This window comes from Novosphingobium aquae (assembly GCF_037572715.1).
Lineage (GTDB): Bacteria > Pseudomonadota > Alphaproteobacteria > Sphingomonadales > Sphingomonadaceae > Novosphingobium > Novosphingobium aquae.
The window spans coordinates 17380-34545 of sequence record NZ_JBBHJY010000008.1; the positions used below are offsets into that span (position 1 = coordinate 17380).

Consider the following 17166-nt stretch of genomic DNA (forward strand, 5'->3'; position numbering starts at 1 on the left):
TCATGCAGATCGGCGCCATGTCAGATGTTGATACCATTGTCCGCCTGCGCCGTGGGCGTCCCCGCAAGGCCGATGCCGCGCAGATCGATCGCCGCGTGATCGAGGCCGCGTGGGACGTTTTCCTCGAATCGGGCTATGAAGTGGCGACGATGGAGCAGATCGCCGAGCGCGCTGGCATCACTAAGACGACGCTCTACCTGCGGCACAATGACAAGTCGGCCCTGCTCCGCGCCACGGTGAACGACCGGATGAGCCGGTGGTCGCTGGAAAATTCCCGCGATGGCTGGATTGAGGGCGATACACTTGAAGAGCGGCTGGTCAGCCTCGCCTGCCGGATCCTCGCGGTGGGCAATAATCCCGACATCCTTGCCACATCGCGCCTCATTCACGGCACAACCGGAGATGCAGGGCGCATCGCGCGCGAGCTTGATCGCTTCATCCGCGAACCGATGATCGAGGAAGTCACCGGCGAGATCGCCGAATACGGCCATATCGAAGGCTTCCCGGCGAAAGACCCGCAGGCTATCGCCCGGTTCTTCATCGGCATGCTGGGCAGCATGATCGACCAGTACGCCGAGGACTATGGCAATCCCGAGCAGCACGAAAAGCTGGCGCGGCAAGTCGTCGCGGTTCTGTTCCGCGGCCGCAGCGAATGGTGATGCCGGTGCGCTGAGGCGCCGGCCATCACACCTTGCGGTGTTCGGCCTTCACCCAGCGCACGGTGCCGGTGCTGGCCCGCATTACGACCGTGTGCGTGGTCATGGTGCCGTCCTTGCGGCGCTTCACGCCGTCGAGTAGCGAACCGTCGGTCACGCCGGTGGCGGCAAAGATGCAGTCGCCCTTGGCCAGTTCGTCGCGGGTGTAGATCTTGTTCAGATCGTCGATGCCCCACTTGCGGGCGCGGGCGCGCTCGTCCTCGTTGCGGAACAGCAGGCGGCCGTTGAACTGCCCGCCAACACAGCGCAGGGCTGCGGCAGCCAGCACGCCTTCGGGGGCGCCGCCCGAACCCATGTAGAGATCGATCGTGGTGTCTTCGTTGGTCACCGCGATCACGCCGGCAACGTCGCCGTCACCGATCAGCACGACGCCGCAGCCGAGGCCGCGCAGTTCGGCGATCAGGTCGGTATGGCGCGGACGGTCAAGCACGCAGACGATGATTTCGTTCGGCTCGACACCCTTGGCGGCGGCCACGGCCTTGACGTTCTCGGTCGGGCTCTTGGCGAGGCTGATGATGCCTTCGGGATAGCCCGGTCCGACCGCCAGCTTGTCCATGTAGACGTCCGGCGCGTTGAGCAGGTTGCCTTCTTCGGCGCAGGCCAGAACGGCGAGCGCGTTCGGGCCGGCCTTGGCGGTGATCGTCGTGCCTTCAAGCGGATCGAGCGCGATGTCGATCTTGGGTCCGGTGCCCTGGGCGCCGCCAACCTTTTCGCCGATGAACAGCATCGGTGCTTCGTCACGCTCGCCTTCGCCGATCACCACGGTACCGTCGATGGCGAGGTCGTCAAAGGCCAGTCGCATGGCTTCGACGGCTGCATGATCGGCCGCCTTCTCGTCACCGCGGCCAATCAGCTTGCTGGCGGCAATCGCGGCGGCTTCGGTGACACGCACCATTTCGAGGACGAGGACGCGGTCGAGAACGGTGCTGGCCGGAGTACCTGTCGAAGCTGTTGCGGTCATGTTCAGTCCGTGTTCAAATGATGAAGGGGAATGCGGTTTTGTACAAAAGTGTTGGGCGCGGCGCTTAAAGCGGGGAAGAACGTTTGTCGAGAATGTTGAACTGGCGGCCGGCACTCCTCGCCTTTTCATTGTCCCTCTGGACTCAGCCGGCGCTGGCGCAGCAGGCTGATACCCCGCAGGAGCAGGCAGCGGAAAGCTCTGCCGATGCAAATGCCCAACCAACCGGGCCGATGAACATTTCGGTCACCGCCACGCGCAAGCGGCGCGCCTGTTCCGGGCTTGGTCCCAATGGCGAAATCCAGGTCTGCGGCAAGGATGATGGTTCGGACGTGCGCGTGCCGGACGAGGAAGAGCGCACCGACGATGGCCTGCCGCGCGCACCTGATGTCGGCCCGCCATCGTGCAAGAAGACCGGCAACAAGGGCTGCATCGGCTTTGGCGGGGTGCCGCCGCCAGTCTACTATATCGACGTCAAGGCGATCCCGCTGCCGCCCAAGGGCTCGGACGCGGAAAAGGTCGCCAAGGGCGAAATCCGCGACCGCTGAGGCGCGCGCTTACGAACCGAGGAGGTGCATCACCAGCGGCGGCTGGGTCAGGCTGGCCGAACCTTCGAGCAGGCGCAGTGCTTCGCTGACCGCGCTTTCGGGGCCTTCGTGGGTGACCAGCGAGACCAGCACTTCGCCGCCGCTGTCGGCGCGGCCGGTCTGGATCAGGCTTTCAATCGAGACCCCGGCATCGCGCATGGCGGCGGTGATCTCGGCCAGCACGCCGGGACGGTCAGCGACGAGGAAGCGCACGTAAGAGCGGCTGCGGCGGTGGCCGGTATGCGCGGCCTCCATCTTCACCAGTTCCTCGACCGGGACCGAGAAGGCCGGGCCAGCCTCACCGCGGGCAATATCAATAAGGTCGGCGACAACGGCGCTTGCGGTCGGCCCGTCACCGGCGCCGGCGCCCTGGAACAGGAGCCGGCCGGAGAAGTTGCCCTCGGCAACAACCGCATTGGTCGCGCCGTCAACGTGGGCCAGCGGATGGTCGAAAGGTACGAGGTGCGGCTGGACGCGCTGGAACAGGCGCTCGACGCCGTCTCCGTTGGTATCGGTCTCGGACATGCCGATCAGGCGGATAACATAGCCCAGCGTCCGCGCCTGCGCGATGTCGGCGGCAAGGATGCGGGTGATGCCGGTGGTCTCGACCGAGCGGAAGTCCACCGCCGTGCCAAAGGCAATGGCAGCAAGGATCGACAGCTTGTGCGCCGCGTCGGTGCCCTCGATGTCGAAGGCGGGATCCGCCTCGGCATAGCCCTTGGCCTGCGCCTCGGCGAGGACATCGGCGAAATCGCGGCCAGTGTCTTCCATGGTCGAGAGGATGTAATTGCAGGTGCCGTTGAGGATGCCGTAAACCCGCTCGAATTCGTTCGCCGCCGCGCCTTCGCGCAGGCCCTTGATCACCGGGATGCCGCCGGCCACCGCTGCTTCGAACTTGAGCGGAACCTTGGCCACCTCGGCCTTGCTGGCGAGTTCGAGGCCGTGATGCGCGATCATTGCCTTGTTGGCGGTGACCAGCGCCTTGCCGGCCTCGATCGTGGTGCGCGCGCAGGCGAGGGCTGATCCATCGGACCCGCCGACCAGTTCGACCACCACGTCGACGTCGGGGCGCTCACCCAGGATGACCATGTCATCTTCCCAGGTATAAGGTGTAATATCGACGCTGCGCCGCTTTGACCGGTCACGCGCGGAAATGGCGACGATCTGGATCGGCCGTCCAGCGCGGCGTGCAATCAGGGCGGCATTGGCCTCGACCAGACGAATGACGCCCGCGCCAACCGTGCCAAGTCCTGCCAATGCGATGCGAAGCGGCTCTGCCATATGATTTACCCTGCCCTTTCGACGGCCCCCTAGGCGAGGCAGGGCAAGATTTCCAGCCCCGCTATATTACTTTGCGCGCACGGGGGCAGGTGCCGAGGTCAGATAACACCTTGGCGTAGTCGTTCACCGCTGCCGCCTTGTCGACATCGCTAGCTGAAAGGTTCGAACCGGGCGGCAGGCTTTGCGGCAGGAAACAGGCGAGCCGGTACCACACCAGCGTGTCGCGTTTCGGCGGCAGACCCGTGGTCGCGACGATTTCTGAGAATGATACGCCCCAATGCGTCGGCGCGCCGGCATGGTGCAGCACGGTTATGGAAGCCGGCTCGCCGTCATCGGTCTTGAGGAAGATCTGCGTCTCACCCTCGCCAGCCAGAGTGCCGGGCACGTGGATCGCTTCCTGCACGCCTGTCACGCGGCGCGGGGCATCGGGGCCGTAAAGTTCGCGCAGCACCTGCCGCAGCATGGCATCGGTCGCGGGGTCCCACAGGATTTGTGCGTCGGGGGCGACGAGGCGAATCTCGCCCGGCCGATCCTTTACATGGCCCGCGAACAGCAGCACCGATTGCTTCGTCAGCTTGGGCACCTTGCCCTTGGCATCGAGCCTGACGTCCGCGAGATAGCGCAGCGCCTCACCCACCGCTGCCGGGCCGGTGAGCAGGTTCTCGGTCACCGCCTCGACATAGACGCGCGCCATGCCGGGGCGTGATGCGGCACCTTGTTCGGGCTTGAGAACGGCCACCTTCTTCACTTTCGCACGCAGCACCAGTTGAGCGTGATCGGCCAGATCAGCGATGTCGGCATAGGTCGGCGCAGAAGGGCCGACCGTGGCCGCAATGGGCTGGGGTGATTCGGCGGCGCGGGATTCGGCCGGAAAGGTTGTGAACAATCCCAGACAAAAAGCGCCGGCGAGGGCCAGCCGGGTGCGCGTTTCGTGCATCGTCATCATTGTAATACCTCCAGCCGTTTCGACGGACCTACGCGATTCCGGCGGTTTGCGGCACCGGCCCATTAGTTTTGCCCTTAACTTCCGTGAATCGTGGGTTAACACATAAACAGGATGGATTAAGGCGTTGCGCACCCTTGGACTCGGCGTTAAAGCTCCCGGAAACGCTGGCCTAAGAAAACAACAAGGCCACAAGGTTCGCCCGTCGGGGCTTCGGGACCCGACTGGGGTACCGTAATGACCGGCAGGGCGGAAATTAACGATTCGGCCCCGGTGTGTCCGCTCTTTTGCGGGCCTGCTGGGGAGGAGAGGGGTGTCTGGCTTCAGATGTCCTGGGACAGTAATTTTGGAGTGATGCGTCTGAATGGCTTACGCTGACCAACAGGTATCCGGTAATCGGATCACCGCTTTCATCGTTGTCGCCCTTCTGCATGTCCTCGTTGGCTGGTTGCTTGTTAGCGGCCTTGCCTATGAAGGGCTGACGAAGGTCGTCAAGAAGGTCACTACGATCGACATCAAGAAGGACGAACCCAAGAAGGACGAGCCGCCACCGCCGCCGCCCAAGAAGGCTACGCCGCCGCCGCCGATAACCGCGCCGCCGACGAAGCTGCCGCCGATCACGCCGCCGCCGTTCACGGCGCCGCCGCCGCCGCCGATGGCTCCGCCGCCGCCGCCGCCGCCTCAGGCTCCGCCGCTGGCACCGCCTGCGCCGGCCGCCCCACGCGTCCAGCCCAAGCCGGCCCAGCCCAAGGGCAACCCGGCTTCGTGGGCGACCACCAACGACTATCCGTCTCAGGCGCTTCGTGAAGAACGCCAGGGTACGACCCGCTTCCGCGTCACTGTCGGACCTGATGGCCGCGTGACCGATTGCCAGGTCACCGGATCCAGCGGCAGCCCCGATCTCGACAGCGTCGCCTGCACCAAGATCAGGGCCCGCGCCCGCTTCAATCCGGCGACGGACGGAGAAGGCCAGCCGACCACGGGTTCCTATTCGAACGCGATCCGCTGGGTTATCCCGAAGGACTGAGTTTTACCGATCTGGGCCCGGCCTGGTGCCGGGTCCGCTTAAAGCAAATTGACCTAACAGTTTTATTTGAGAGGACTATCGCATGGTTTTTGAACTTCTCGCCCAGGCAGCGGGTGCCGCAAGCGCCACGCCGCAGAACAAGTTCGGCTTCTGGGAAGCTATGGAACAGGGCGGCGCCATTGCTTATGGCACCGTCATCATCCTGGCCATCATGTCGTTCGGCTCGTTCTTCATCCTCATGACCAAGTGGATTGATCAGAACAAGATCATGAAGCAGTACCGCGACATGCGCGCCAACTTCTGGCGTGCCCCCTCGCTGCGCGAAGGCGCTGCGAAGCTCGACAAGAACAGCGCATGGCGCCAGATCGTCGACGACGGTCTCGCTGCTGAAGAAGCTCACGGCAAGATGACCGATGCCCTTGAAGCCCATGACTGGCTGCACGGCTCGCTCTCGCGCTCGGAAGCTGCGATCAACTCGCGTCTCGCTTCGGGCCTGCCGTTCCTCGCCACCGTCGGTGCAACGTCGCCGTTCGTTGGTCTGTTCGGTACCGTGGTCGGCATCTACCGCGCGCTCGTCGCCATCGGCATCGCCGGTTCGGCCTCGATCGACAAGGTTGCAGGTCCGGTCGGTGAAGCTCTGATCATGACCGCGCTTGGTCTGCTCGTCGCCGTTCCCGCCGTGCTTGCCTACAACTACCTGCAGGCCCGCAACAAGAACATCTCCGAGCTGCTTTCGGGCTTCTCGACCGACGTTCTGGCCTACATCAACTCGAAGGGCGCCGTGCGCCCGGCGGTGATCGCACCCGGCAAGCCGGCTGCAGCCAAGCCCGCTCCCGCAGCTCCGGTTAAGCCCTGAGCCCAGATGGAGAGGACGGCGGGAGTCCATGCGCTCCCGCCGTTGGTCCCGGCCTTTGACGCATCTGTGTCAGACAAGCCTGGCCCGGCATAACGAACAGGATAGGAAGTAAACTATGGCGATGGCAGTAGGCGGCGGCGGACAAGAGAAGCCGATGTCCGACATCAACACGACGCCGCTCGTGGACGTCATGCTGGTTCTTCTGATCATCTTCCTGATCGCGGTTCCGATCGCGATCCAGACGATCCAGAAGCTCAAGATTCCGATTTTGGAAACGGTCGAGTCCAAGGACAAGGTCGAAAACCTTCTCATCACGGTCAGCACGACCGATGATGCCGGGCGCAGCTCGGGCGATGATGGCTACGAAGGCGCAAGCCGCAACGGCGAATGCCGGGTCTATTTCAACAACATCACCCCGGTGACGTCGGACGAACTGGCCAAGATTGCTTACGAACGCCTCGACAAGATCATCAAGCGTGAAGGCGGCCCCGAAGCCCTGCGTGCGAACCCGGAGAAGATTCCCCAGGTCCACATTCGCGGTGACGTGAACGCTCCGTGGCGCTGCGTGGCGGGCACGATCTACAACGTGCAGATCGCCGGCTACCCGACCGTCGGCTTCATTTCGACCCCGGTGGATCCCAACGGCTGATCAGCCCGCGGCTCTCATCTGCCCGGCGGCCTGTGCCGCCCAGTGAATTCAGGAGTTAAGTTTCCATGGCAATGTCAGGCGGTAGCGACGATGGCTCGCCGATGATGGAAATCAACACGACGCCGCTTATCGACGTCATGCTGGTTCTCCTCATCATGTTCATCATTACCATCCCGGTGGCCACGCACTCGATCGACATCGATCTGCCGGCACCGCAGCCGCCGACGAACGTGCCGCCGCCGAAGCGCGACAAGAACGTCCTGTCGGTCGATTCGCAAGGCACGATCACCTGGAACGGCACCTCGCTCAACGAGAGCGGGCTCGTCTACCAGTTGACCGAAACGCTGAAGATCAAACCGGAGCCGGAACTCCAGTTCCAGCCCGACGCGCAGGCCCCCTATGAATCGACGGCGCGCGTGCTGCGTCTGATCAAGGGTTCGGGCGTGACGGCCTTCGGCTTCGTCGGCAACGAACAGTACTACCAGTTCGGCAAGGACCCCAAGGAACCTGCGGTCAAGTAACCGGACGAACCATGCGATTACCCAAAGGGGGCGGAGCGATCCGCCCCCTTTTTGTTTGCGCAGGCGCGGCGATGCGCTGAGCCTGAGACCCGGTGCGAAGCAGCTTGCGCGCATCGATGTGACACTATACCATTGATGCGCGGAGCGAGGCAGGCGTGGAGGCTGTCGTCAACGCCAGACCCTTAGAGGTCTTTTTGGGGAGATAATCCCATGGCAACCGCACCTGAACTGCCCGTGGACCGGCCAATGGCCGATCTCAACACCACGCCCCTGATCGACGTGCTGCTCGTCCTGTTGATCCTGTTCATAATCACCATCCCCGCTGCGACCCATGTCGTAGATGTCGATCTGCCGGCACCGGACAAGACGCAGACCGCGATCAGGCCGCAAGTGAACATGCTGTCTGTGACGGCCAATGGCAGCGTGACCTGGAACGGCGAGACTGTTTCCCAAGGTGAACTCGCCGGCCTTCTCCAGCGCGTGGCCGCGACGAAGCCCGCACCCGAAGTCCGCTTCGTTCCGGAGAGCTCGGCGCCTTATGGAGTGACCGCGCAAGTCCTGCGGCTGATCCGGGCAACCGGAGTGCTGGGATTTGGCTTCGTCGGGACGGAACAGTACGCAGGCTTCGGCAAGCAGCCCCCGAAATGACGCAAGGCAGTCCCCCTCCTCTTCAGGGGAGGGGAACTGGTCCGCTCAAGCCCGCATGGCGAGCGCTGCAAGGCTCTCCGCCTCGACCAGCAATTCATCATCCGCCGCGCCGCTGGGCAGGCTCTCGCGTCCGATCATCGTCAGCAGCGGCACGGCCATCGGGCTGACCCGCTCCAGCTCGACATGGACCAATTGCCCCTCCGCCCGGTCGAGAAGGTCAGCCAGACGTCCAACATCGGTCAGCCGCGTGCGGGCATCGGCCCAGGCCGCCTCGATCAGCACGTGGTCGGGCTCGTGCTTGCGCAGGACGTCGTAGATCAGGTCGGTCGAAAACGTCACCTGCCGCCCGCTCTTGCGTTTGCCGGGATGCTGGCGTTCGACCAACCCGCCGATCACCGCCGCCTCGCGAAAGGCCCGCCGCAGCATGTAGCTGTCCTGCACCCAGTCGATGAATTCGTCATTGAGAATGTCAGGCGACAGCAATGGCGCAGGGTCGGTCACTGCGCGCAGGCTCCAGATGCCCACGGCATAGTCGTTCGCGACATAGCCCAGCGGCATCAACCCTCGCTCTTCCATGCGGCGGGTCACCAGCATGCCCAGCGCCTGATTGGCGTTCCACCCTTCGAAGGTGTGAAAGACGATGTAATGCTTGCCCGAATGGGGAAAGCTCTCGACCAGCAATTGTCCCGGCCCGGGCAGCTTCGAGCGCCAGTCCTGCATCTCCAGCCATTCGCGCACGTCGTCGGGGAATCGCGCCCAGCCCGCGCGGTCGACCATCATCGCCCGCACCCGGTCGGCCAGATGCGAGGAAATCGGCATCCGCGCGCCCATGTAGCTGGGTATCTGCCCCGGCTTCTTCGCCGCCTTGACGATCAGGTCGAGGTCCCGCAGGGATTCGACCTCAAGGTCCATGCCGGCAAAGCGGAACGTGTCGCCCGGCCGCAGGGTCGCGCCAAAGCTCTCCTCGACCTTGCCCAGATCACGCCCGTTCCGGAACCGCACATGAAGCATTTCAGAATCGACGATGATCCCGGCATTCATCCGGTGCCGCGCCGCGTGTTCAGGGTGTGTCAGTCGCCACAGGCCATCGGGCGAACGCACGATGCGCCGGAACCGGTCATATGCGCGCAGCGAATAGCCGCCGGTCGCCACGAAATCGAGCACGCGCGTCCACCGCTCCGCATCGAGCCAGGCATAGGAATGGGCGCTGCGGACTTCCTCGAGCAACGCGGCCTCGTCGAATGGTCCCGCGCAGGCGCAAGCCATCACGTGCTGGGCAAGGACGTCGAGCGAACCGGGGCGGAATTCCTCGCCATCGCGCTGGCCGTCTTCGACCGCCTCCATCGCCGCGGTTGCTTCAAGGAATTCGAAGCGGTTGCCCGGCACCAACAGCGCGCGACTGGGCTGGTCGAGCCGGTGGTTGGCGCGGCCGATGCGCTGGAGCAGCCGCGACGACCCTTTCGGCGCGCCCATCTGGACGACCAGATCGATGTCCCCCCAGTCGACGCCAAGGTCGAGGCTGGCCGTACAGACCAGCGCGCGCAGCCGGCCATCGGCCATCGCCCCTTCCACCTTGCGCCGCGCTTCCTTGGATAGCGAGCCATGGTGCACCCCGATCGGCAGGTTTTCCTCGTTGGCATCCCACAGCAGCTGGAAGATCAGTTCGGCAAGGAAGCGCGTGTTGCAGAACACCAGCGTGGTGCGGTGCGCCTTTATTTCCTCGTAGAGCTGGGGAATTGCCCAAGTCGCCGCGTGACCACTCCATGGCACGCGTTCCTCGATCGGCAGCAGGATTGACACTTCGGGCGGAGCGCCCTCCTCGCCGATGACAAGCGAGACGTCTTGCACCCGGCCATTTGGCGCGAGCCAGGCGCGGAACTCCTCCGGATCGGCGAGCGTCGCCGAGAGCCCGACGCGCTGAACGCCCGGCGCGAAGGCCGATATCCGCGCGAGCGCCAGCGCCAGCAGATCGCCCCGCTTGCCAGTGGCAAAGGCGTGAATTTCGTCGATCACCACACGTTTCAGAGTCGAGAACAACGCGGCGCTCTCCGGATAGGACAGCAGCAGCGACAGCGATTCCGGGGTGGTCAGCAGGATATGTGGGGGCCGCGCGCGCTGGCGGGCCTTGCGGTCCGACGGAGTATCGCCGCTGCGGGTCTCTACCCGGATCGGCAGGCCGATCTCGTCAATGGGGGTGAGCAGGTTGCGCTGCACATCATGCGCCAATGCTTTCAGCGGCGAAATGTAGAGCGTGTGCAAACCTTCGCCGGGAACGCTCTCGCCGGCAAATTCCGCCAGCGTGGGGAGGAACCCACCCAGCGTCTTGCCCGCCCCGGTATCGGCGGCGAGCAGCGCGTGGTGCCCTGACGCGGCGACCTCCAGCATCTCGGCCTGATGCCGCCGCAGCCGCCAGCCGCGTGCGGCGAACCACTCGGCAATCTTCGGGGGAAGGGGCGCAGCGCTCACTGCCCCAACTTAGGGATGCCAGCGCCGGTTGAAAGGGGAAAGGGAGCGCGCGCCGGGCAGGGGGGATTTGGCCGCGCGCTCCCGGGGGCTTAGCCGAACAGCTTGTTCGCCGTCTCGGCAACCCGGCGGCCCAGATAACGGGCACCGCCAAGATCTTCCTCTTCGGGCTGGCGGCTGCCGTCGCCGCCGGCAATCGTCGTCGCCCCGTAAGGTGCGCCGCCTACCACCTTGTCGTTGTTCATCTGGCCGGCAAAGCCATAGTCGAGCCCGACGATGGTCATGCCGAAGTGCAGCAGGTTGGTCAGCATCGAGAAAAGGGTGGTTTCCTGACCGCCGTGCTGGGTCGCGGTCGAGGTGAAGGCCGCGCCGACCTTGCCGTTCAGCGCGCCGCGCGCCCACAGGCCGCCGGCTTGATCGAGGAACGCTGCCATCTGCGATGACATGCGGCCAAAGCGGGTGCCGGTGCCAAGGATGATCGCGTCATAGCCTTCCAGCTCGGCAATCGTGGCCACAGGAGCCGCCTGATCAAGCTTGTAATGCGCGCCGCGGGCGATCTCTTCGGGCACGGTTTCGGGGACGCGCTTGATGTCCACGATGGCACCGGCTTCGCGCGCGCCGGCGGCGACGGCCTCGGCCATCTGTTCGATGTGGCCATAGCTCGAATAATAGAGGACGAGGACTTTCGACATGGGTTCTGCCTTCCGCTGGATGGGTATTCGAAACGCCAGATAGCCCCCGCAGTTCCTGCATGGAATTGACGAAGTTTGACTTGTAGCCATGCGAAATCGTATGACTGTTCGCATGGACTGGGATGACCTCAAGATCGTGCTCGCCATTTCGCGCGAGGGGACGCTGACCGGCGCGGCGCGGGTGCTGGGGCTAACTCAGCCGACCATGGGCCGGCGGCTTGCGGCGTTCGAGGAGCGCATGGGCGCGCGGCTGCTGCAGCGAATGCCTTCGGGCTATGTCCTCACCCCGCTGGGCGAAAGCGTGCTGGTCCATGCCGAACGGATCGAGGCGGAAGTGCAAGCCGCCGAGCGGGCCATGCTGGGCCGCGATGTAGCACTCGCCGGGACGGTGCGCGTCACCACGGTCGATCTGCTGGCTCCCACTATTGTCGTCCCGGCCATCCGCACATTGCGCGCCAGCCACCCGGGCATCTGCGTTGAACTGGTTCCAGATACCCGCCTGCTCAGCCTGTCAAAGCGCGAGGCGGACATTGCGCTGCGCCCGTCGCGGTTTCGCGGCAACGAGATTCACGCGCGCTGTGTCGGCCGGTTCAGCCTTGGCATCTATGCCTCGCGTTCGGTGTTGGCGAAGAGAGAGCCGCTGCCGCTGGTGACGACGCTCGAAGATCAGGCGAACCTGCCCGAGACGGCGTGGCTACGCGAACTTTATCCTGATGCCCCGGTGGCGCTGCAATCCAACGACCGGCACGTCCATTTTCAGGCGGCGGTTTCCGGGCTGGGGCTGGTCGTGCTGTCGCGCGTTAATGCTGACCGCGAACCGGAGCTGGTGCTGCTGCACGAAGCTGATCCCTCGACTGACCGCGAACTGTGGCTGGGCGTCCATGCCGATCTGCGCCACACCCCGCGCATTCGGGCGGTGATCGATGCCATCGCCGCCGAACTGGCCTCGCAAAAGGCGTTTCGCGCCAGCTAGGTTCTGCGTTGTTGCCGCCAGGCCTGCGCGGTGCCATCAGCCTTGTGACATGACCGACCCACTGACCCTCTATCCCGAACTGCTGCCGATCGGCCTTGCGCTTGCGCTGGGGCTGCTGGTCGGGGTGCAGCGGGGCTGGGCGCAGCGCCATGCGATTGACGGGCGGCGGTTTGCCGGAGTGCGGACATTCGGGCTGACGGGGCTCGCCGGGGGCTTTGCCGGAGCGTTCAAGCTGGGCGAGCCTGTGCTTTCCTTCGTGGTCCTTGCCGCCAGCGCGGGGCTGATCGTGCTCGGCTACTGGCGCTCCACGCGTGACGGGCCGAACGTCAGCGGAACTGCGAGCATGGTGGCGCTGCTGACGCTGGCCGCCGGCTACCTTGCAGGATCGGGCGAGGGTGTCGTTGCTTCCGTCGCCGTCGGCATGATGGTGCTGGTGCTGGCCCTGCGCGAACAACTCCATGGCTGGGTGCAGTCGCTCGACGAGCGCGAAGTCATGGCGATTGCCCGCTTTGCCCTGATCGCGCTGGTCATCCTGCCGCTGCTGCCGGCCGAGCCGATGGGGCCCTTTGGCGCGTGGAAGCCGCGACAGTTGTGGTTGGTCGTGGTGATGGTTTCCGGCTTCTCCTTCGCCGGATACCTCGCTGCGAAACACTTCGGCGCGACCCGCGGCGTGCTGGCGACGGCCGCGGCAGGCTCCATGGTGTCCTCGACGGCGGTCACCGCAGGCCTTGCCGGGAAAATCAAAGAGGCGAGCGAAGAGGACCTGCCGGTTCTCAATGCCGGGATCGCCCTGGCGTCGGCAGTCATGTTCGTACGAGTCATGGTGCTCTGCGCCGTGCTCGCACCGATCGCACTGGTACCCTTCGCCATCATCGCCGTGCCGGGCATGGTCGTCAGCCTGGGCTTCGCGGTCTGGCACTTTCGCAAGTCAGCCGGGCACGGCGGGAAGGGCGCCGGCCGGTTGCGCAACCCCTTCGACCTTGGTCCCGCGCTCTGGCTCGCGGTGCTGGTCATGGTTACGACTGTCGCGGCCCGGTGGGTGCTTGATGAATGGGGCGATGCCGGGCTCGCCGTCGTCCTTGCCGTGACCGGCTCGATCGACGTCGATTCGGCCATCATCACGATGGGCAACCTGCCGCCGGGGACATTGGCACCGAAACTGGCAGGCCTGATCCTCGCACCGCCGGTGCTGCTCAACACTGTGTTCAAAGCCGGCATTGCCTTTAGCGTGCCCGGGCGAAGCAAGGGCTGGCCGGGAGCGCTGGCGCTGCTCGCCGCCGCGCTGGCCTCAGGGGTTTCGGCCTTGGTGATGCTGCTGGGTTAGTGCCCGGCTTGCGGGCCGCGTTCCAGACCGCTGGCGGCCAGTTGCGCGTCGATCTTACCCATCAGCCGCTCCAGGCCTTCTCCGCTCAAACTCTCGGCGCGGGCGACGAGCACGTCCTGCGTGTTCGATGCGCGCAGCAGCCACCAGCCGTCGGGGGTTGAGACGCGCACGCCGTCCGTCCCGTTGACGTCGGCCCCGGAGTCCGAAAGCCGCTGCTTCACTTCCTCGATCACCGCGAACTTGCGGCTTTCATCGACCTGAAAGCGCAGTTCGGGCGTGTTGATCATCGCCGGCATTTCGCCGCGCAGCTCGGTCACGGTCTTGCCGAGTCGCGCCGAGGCGGCGATCAGGCGGACGGCGGCATAGAGCGCATCGTCGAAGCCGTAGTACTCATGCGCGAAGAACACGTGGCCGCTCATTTCGCCGGCCAATGGCGAGCCAACTTCCTTCATTTTGGATTTGATAAGGCTATGTCCGGTTTTCCACATAAGGGGTTTTCCACCAAGTGCTGACACTCGGTCGAATAGGGCGGAACTGGCCTTCACATCGGCGATAATCGTGGATCCGGGGACCATTTTCAGGAGGTCCTCGGCGTAGATCATGAGCAATTGGTCACCCCAGATCACGCGTCCCTCGCCATCGACCGCGCCGATGCGGTCGCCGTCGCCGTCAAAAGCCACACCAAAATGGAGGTTCTTCGCCGCGACCAGCGCCTTCAGGTCTGCAAGGTTCTTTTCCTCAGTCGGGTCCGGATGGTGGTTCGGAAAGTTCCCGTCGACTTCAGTGAAGAGAAGATGATGCTCACCGGGAAGTTTCTTCGTCAGCAGTTCGAGAGCGGGACCGGCAGCGCCGTTGCCCGCGTCCCAGCCGATGCGCAGGTGGCTCAGGCTTTCGGGGGCGATGCCGTTCAGCCCTTCAACCAGCCTGTCGACATAAGTAACGAGGATTTCGCGGTGCTCGCTGCTGCCCTTCCCGCCGGATGCCTCACCGTCGATCCAGTCGCCGGCCTCGGCCATTTCGCCCAGCTTAGCGATGTCGGCGCCGAAGAACGGCAGCCCCATAAATACCATCTTGAAGCCATTGTAATTGGCGGGATTGTGGCTGCCAGTTATCTGAATGCCGCCTTGTACCTCTGGAATTGAGGCTTCGGCGTAATACAGCATCGGCGTCGGCCCCATGCCGACCCGCAGGGCATCGACGCCGCTGTCGTTAAGTCCGGCGACCACCGCTTCTTCAAGCATGGGCGAGCTGATGCGCCCATCATACCCCACCGCAACCTTGGATCCTCCGGCGCGCTTGATCAGCGTGCCGAAACCCCGCCCGATGGCATAGGCGTCGGGTGCGCCCAGCGTTTCATCGATGATGCCGCGGATGTCGTATTCGCGAAGGACGGTCGGATGGAAGCTGTGTGTCATGAACCCTCAGTCTGGCAATTCGTCTAGGAGCAGGTCGCGCGCGGCGTTCGCCTCGTGCACCTGGGCGTTGGTTCCGCCGCGATCCGGGTGGACCATGGCGATAAGGCGGCGATGCGCCTCGATAATGTCTTTGCGGTCAGCCTCGGCGCGTACGGCCAGCAGCTTGCGCGCCTTGAACCGCGCCTGTTCGCGCGTCGGTGAGCGATTGCTGAGATAGTCCCACGGCCAGCGACCGAACATGTAACGGCAGGCAAAGGAAACGACTGCGGCGATCAGGATGAGTCTGAGCATTGCCTCCGGTCCCTTTCAATCAGGCTAAAGCGAGTTCAGCCGGTCTTGTTCCCGGCATCGGCAAGGCGAGCGAGGCGAGCAGGGCGCGCAGTTCCTGCCGGGCGACAAGATGGCTGGTGCCGAGATCGCCCAGATGGCCCTTGTCGAGCAGGGTCAGGCCTGAAGGAAACAGTTCGCGGTAGATCACGCGTTCCGACAGGCCGTTGGCGATGCGGAAGCCGACACGCTTCGACAATTCGACCAGCGCCCCTTCAAGGCGCTTCTGGTTGCGCGCCTCGATATGGCCGGTGCGGTTGCGCACCACGACCCAGTCCAGCTCGCGCCGGCCTTGTTCGATGGTCTTCATCGCGCGCTTCTTGCGGGTTTCCCAGATCAGCTCGGCATAGAAGGACAAGCGGCGGACCTTGAAGGTTTCCGCGTCGACCTGCCCGATCAGGTCGAAATCGACGAAGCTGTCATTGAGCGGGGTGACCAGCGTGTCGGCCCCGGTCGCGGCGTGGCGGGCGAAGACATCGTCGCGCCCCGGCGTATCGAAGACGATGAAATCCATGCCTGCACCAACTTCGGCGGTTATCGCGTCCAGCTGCTCGGTGGTATCGCCATTGAACACTTCGAACCGCGCGGTGGGCAGGGTGATGCCGCGGCGTTTTTCCGTCTCGGCGCGGTTTTCCAGATAGCGGTGCAGGGTGCGCTGGCGCGGATCGAGATCGATCGCGGCGACTTTTGCACCCATGTACGACAAGGCGATGGCGACGTGGACCGCCGTGGTCGACTTGCCGGTGCCGCCCTTTTCATTGGCGAAAACGATACGATGGGGGCCGGGGGCGGAAGTCACGGTGTTCGGTACGCCTTTGTGTGGTTTGTCTGCGCAGCCATCCCGCGCTAGGGCACTGCGTCTTTAACGCAAGGGACTCTCGCCGTGCAAACCGTCAATCGCATTGATCCACTACGCCAAGCAGTTGAGCTCTTGCGCGCCGATGGACCGGTCGCGCTGGTGCCCACGATGGGCGCGCTGCACGAAGGGCACCTGACTCTGGTGCGCGAGGCGCGGAAGCTTGGGGCGCACGTTGTCGTTTCGATCTTCGTGAATCCCCGCCAATTCGGCGCGAACGAGGACCTGTCCTCCTATCCCCGCCCGTTCGAGCGCGATTGCGAGCTGCTGCGCGGCGAGGGCGTGTCGCTGCTGTGGAACCCCGATGGCGAGGCGATGTACCCGCCGGGCTATGCCACCAACATTTCGGTTTCGGGCGTCAGCGAAGGACAGTGCGGTTCCGCGCGGCCCGGGCATTTCGATGGCGTGGCGACGGTGGTGTGCAAGCTGTTCAATCAGGTGCGCCCCGATTTGGCCCTGTTCGGCGAGAAGGACTGGCAGCAACTCGCGGTGATCCGCCGCATGGCGCGCGATCTAGACCTGTCGCTGCCGAAGGCGGAGGCGATTCTGGGCGTGGCGACCGTGCGCGAGGCGGACGGTCTGGCGATGTCATCGCGCAACGCTTACCTGACCACAGAGGAGCGTGCGCAGGCCGCCGCCCTGCCGCGCGCCATGCAGGTGGCCATCGCCGCCGTGCGATCGGGCAACGCGCCTGAAGCTGCGACCGCGGCGCTGAAGGAGGCGCTGGTCGCCGGCGGATTCTCTTCTGTGGACTATGCCGAGTTCGCCGATGCCGATTCGCTTCAAGTCCTGTCCCAACTTCATGATAAACCCGCCCGGCTGCTGGTGGCAGCGCGGATTGGCAAGGCCAGGCTAATCGACAACATGGCAGTTTAGGGCTACTAACAACATTCGTCATTTGCCTTGGTAAGGGGCATCGGCAATCAACGG

At 64.5% G+C, this 17166-nt stretch carries 18 protein-coding genes; 10 read left to right on the forward strand and 8 right to left on the reverse strand.

All coding sequences use genetic code 11. The annotated features are described in order from the left end of the window. Positions 1-17: 17 nt before the first annotated feature. On the forward strand, positions 18-659 hold the full coding sequence (locus tag WG900_RS14880) for a TetR/AcrR family transcriptional regulator (RefSeq protein ID WP_339968186.1): 642 nt from the start codon (positions 18-20) through the stop codon (positions 657-659). Between the two features lie 25 nt (positions 660-684). Here the strand turns inward: WG900_RS14880 and glpX are convergent, their stop codons facing one another. Continuing rightward, complete coding sequence (glpX, locus tag WG900_RS14885) at positions 685-1677, reverse strand: class II fructose-bisphosphatase (RefSeq protein WP_339968188.1); 993 nt, start codon at positions 1675-1677, stop codon at positions 685-687. Between the two features lie 128 nt (positions 1678-1805). Between glpX and WG900_RS14890 the strand changes: the two genes are divergently transcribed. Then, on the forward strand, positions 1806-2222 hold the full coding sequence (locus WG900_RS14890; protein WP_339968190.1) for a hypothetical protein: 417 nt from the start codon (positions 1806-1808) through the stop codon (positions 2220-2222). Positions 2223-2231: 9 nt separating this feature from the next. Here WG900_RS14890 and WG900_RS14895 read toward each other — a convergent pair whose 3' ends face one another. Together WG900_RS14895 and WG900_RS14900 are read right to left on the reverse strand one after the other, a co-directional pair. Continuing rightward, complete coding sequence (locus WG900_RS14895) at positions 2232-3542, reverse strand: homoserine dehydrogenase (protein ID WP_339968192.1); 1311 nt, start codon at positions 3540-3542, stop codon at positions 2232-2234. Positions 3543-3603: 61 nt separating this feature from the next. Next, positions 3604-4488 carry a hypothetical protein gene (locus WG900_RS14900; RefSeq protein WP_339968194.1) on the reverse strand — a complete coding sequence of 295 codons (885 nt, stop codon included), beginning with the start codon at positions 4486-4488 and terminating at the stop codon, positions 3604-3606. 361 nt (positions 4489-4849) lie between these two features. Between WG900_RS14900 and WG900_RS14905 the strand changes: the two genes are divergently transcribed. From WG900_RS14905 to WG900_RS14925, 5 genes are all read left to right on the forward strand, one after another. After that, complete coding sequence (locus WG900_RS14905) at positions 4850-5512, forward strand: energy transducer TonB (protein ID WP_339968196.1); 663 nt, start codon at positions 4850-4852, stop codon at positions 5510-5512. An 82-nt stretch (positions 5513-5594) separates the two neighbouring features. Then, entirely contained in the window at positions 5595-6368 is a 774-nt protein-coding gene (locus tag WG900_RS14910; protein ID WP_339968198.1) for a MotA/TolQ/ExbB proton channel family protein, read from the forward strand. A 115-nt stretch (positions 6369-6483) separates the two neighbouring features. Next, positions 6484-7017 (forward strand): ExbD/TolR family protein, encoded by a 534-nt coding sequence (locus WG900_RS14915; RefSeq protein ID WP_339968200.1) that lies wholly within the window; start codon positions 6484-6486, stop codon positions 7015-7017. A gap of 65 nt (positions 7018-7082) precedes the next feature. Next, positions 7083-7538 carry an ExbD/TolR family protein gene (locus tag WG900_RS14920; RefSeq protein WP_339968202.1) on the forward strand — a complete coding sequence of 152 codons (456 nt, stop codon included), beginning with the start codon at positions 7083-7085 and terminating at the stop codon, positions 7536-7538. Between the two features lie 210 nt (positions 7539-7748). Further along, positions 7749-8186, forward strand: a complete 438-nt coding sequence (locus WG900_RS14925; protein ID WP_339968204.1) for an ExbD/TolR family protein — start codon at positions 7749-7751, stop codon at positions 8184-8186. 45 nt (positions 8187-8231) lie between these two features. On the opposite strand, the gene WG900_RS14930 is transcribed toward WG900_RS14925, so the two are convergent. Both WG900_RS14930 and wrbA read right to left on the reverse strand, forming a co-directional pair. Continuing rightward, positions 8232-10652: a ligase-associated DNA damage response DEXH box helicase gene (locus tag WG900_RS14930; protein ID WP_339968206.1), complete on the reverse strand. Its 2421-nt coding sequence runs from the start codon at positions 10650-10652 to the stop codon at positions 8232-8234. An 89-nt stretch (positions 10653-10741) separates the two neighbouring features. Continuing rightward, complete coding sequence (gene wrbA / locus WG900_RS14935; protein ID WP_339968209.1) at positions 10742-11341, reverse strand: NAD(P)H:quinone oxidoreductase; 600 nt, start codon at positions 11339-11341, stop codon at positions 10742-10744. A 100-nt stretch (positions 11342-11441) separates the two neighbouring features. Between wrbA and WG900_RS14940 the strand changes: the two genes are divergently transcribed. Together WG900_RS14940 and WG900_RS14945 are read left to right on the forward strand one after the other, a co-directional pair. Continuing rightward, positions 11442-12314 (forward strand): LysR family transcriptional regulator, encoded by an 873-nt coding sequence (locus tag WG900_RS14940; RefSeq protein WP_339968211.1) that lies wholly within the window; start codon positions 11442-11444, stop codon positions 12312-12314. 49 nt (positions 12315-12363) lie between these two features. Then, entirely contained in the window at positions 12364-13638 is a 1275-nt protein-coding gene (locus WG900_RS14945; protein ID WP_339968213.1) for an MgtC/SapB family protein, read from the forward strand. On the opposite strand, the gene pgmG is transcribed toward WG900_RS14945, so the two are convergent. The 3 genes from pgmG to WG900_RS14960 are packed head-to-tail and all read right to left on the reverse strand — an operon-like array spanning position 13635 to position 16179. Beyond that, complete coding sequence (gene pgmG, locus WG900_RS14950; protein ID WP_339968215.1) at positions 13635-15053, reverse strand: phosphoglucomutase/phosphomannomutase PgmG; 1419 nt, start codon at positions 15051-15053, stop codon at positions 13635-13637. The genes WG900_RS14945 and pgmG overlap by 4 nt on opposite strands. Before the next feature lie 6 nt (positions 15054-15059). Then, positions 15060-15344 carry a molecular chaperone DnaJ gene (locus WG900_RS14955; RefSeq protein WP_339968217.1) on the reverse strand — a complete coding sequence of 95 codons (285 nt, stop codon included), beginning with the start codon at positions 15342-15344 and terminating at the stop codon, positions 15060-15062. 19 nt (positions 15345-15363) lie between these two features. Then, complete coding sequence (locus tag WG900_RS14960) at positions 15364-16179, reverse strand: division plane positioning ATPase MipZ (protein WP_339968219.1); 816 nt, start codon at positions 16177-16179, stop codon at positions 15364-15366. Between the two features lie 84 nt (positions 16180-16263). Between WG900_RS14960 and panC the strand changes: the two genes are divergently transcribed. Beyond that, positions 16264-17112 (forward strand): pantoate--beta-alanine ligase, encoded by an 849-nt coding sequence (gene panC / locus WG900_RS14965; RefSeq protein ID WP_339968221.1) that lies wholly within the window; start codon positions 16264-16266, stop codon positions 17110-17112. Positions 17113-17166: the final 54 nt, after the last annotated feature.

Bases quoted from the DNA above. Each gene is read 5' to 3' on its own strand.
- WG900_RS14940 (WP_339968211.1), top strand. From the start codon at position 11,442: ATGACTGTTCGCATGGACTGGGATGACCTCAAGATCGTGCTCGCCATT.
- wrbA (WP_339968209.1), bottom strand. From the start codon at position 11,341: ATGTCGAAAGTCCTCGTCCTCTATTATTCGAGCTATGGCCACATCGAA.
- WG900_RS14920 (WP_339968202.1), top strand. From the start codon at position 7,083: ATGGCAATGTCAGGCGGTAGCGACGATGGCTCGCCGATGATGGAAATC.
- WG900_RS14900 (WP_339968194.1), bottom strand. From the start codon at position 4,488: ATGATGACGATGCACGAAACGCGCACCCGGCTGGCCCTCGCCGGCGCT.
- WG900_RS14955 (WP_339968217.1), bottom strand. From the start codon at position 15,344: ATGCTCAGACTCATCCTGATCGCCGCAGTCGTTTCCTTTGCCTGCCGT.
- WG900_RS14945 (WP_339968213.1), top strand. From the start codon at position 12,364: ATGACCGACCCACTGACCCTCTATCCCGAACTGCTGCCGATCGGCCTT.
- WG900_RS14905 (WP_339968196.1), top strand. From the start codon at position 4,850: ATGGCTTACGCTGACCAACAGGTATCCGGTAATCGGATCACCGCTTTC.
- WG900_RS14895 (WP_339968192.1), bottom strand. From the start codon at position 3,542: ATGGCAGAGCCGCTTCGCATCGCATTGGCAGGACTTGGCACGGTTGGC.
- glpX (WP_339968188.1), bottom strand. From the start codon at position 1,677: ATGACCGCAACAGCTTCGACAGGTACTCCGGCCAGCACCGTTCTCGAC.
- WG900_RS14910 (WP_339968198.1), top strand. From the start codon at position 5,595: ATGGTTTTTGAACTTCTCGCCCAGGCAGCGGGTGCCGCAAGCGCCACG.
- WG900_RS14915 (WP_339968200.1), top strand. From the start codon at position 6,484: ATGGCGATGGCAGTAGGCGGCGGCGGACAAGAGAAGCCGATGTCCGAC.
- WG900_RS14880 (WP_339968186.1), top strand. From the start codon at position 18: ATGTCAGATGTTGATACCATTGTCCGCCTGCGCCGTGGGCGTCCCCGC.
- WG900_RS14925 (WP_339968204.1), top strand. From the start codon at position 7,749: ATGGCAACCGCACCTGAACTGCCCGTGGACCGGCCAATGGCCGATCTC.
- pgmG (WP_339968215.1), bottom strand. From the start codon at position 15,053: ATGACACACAGCTTCCATCCGACCGTCCTTCGCGAATACGACATCCGC.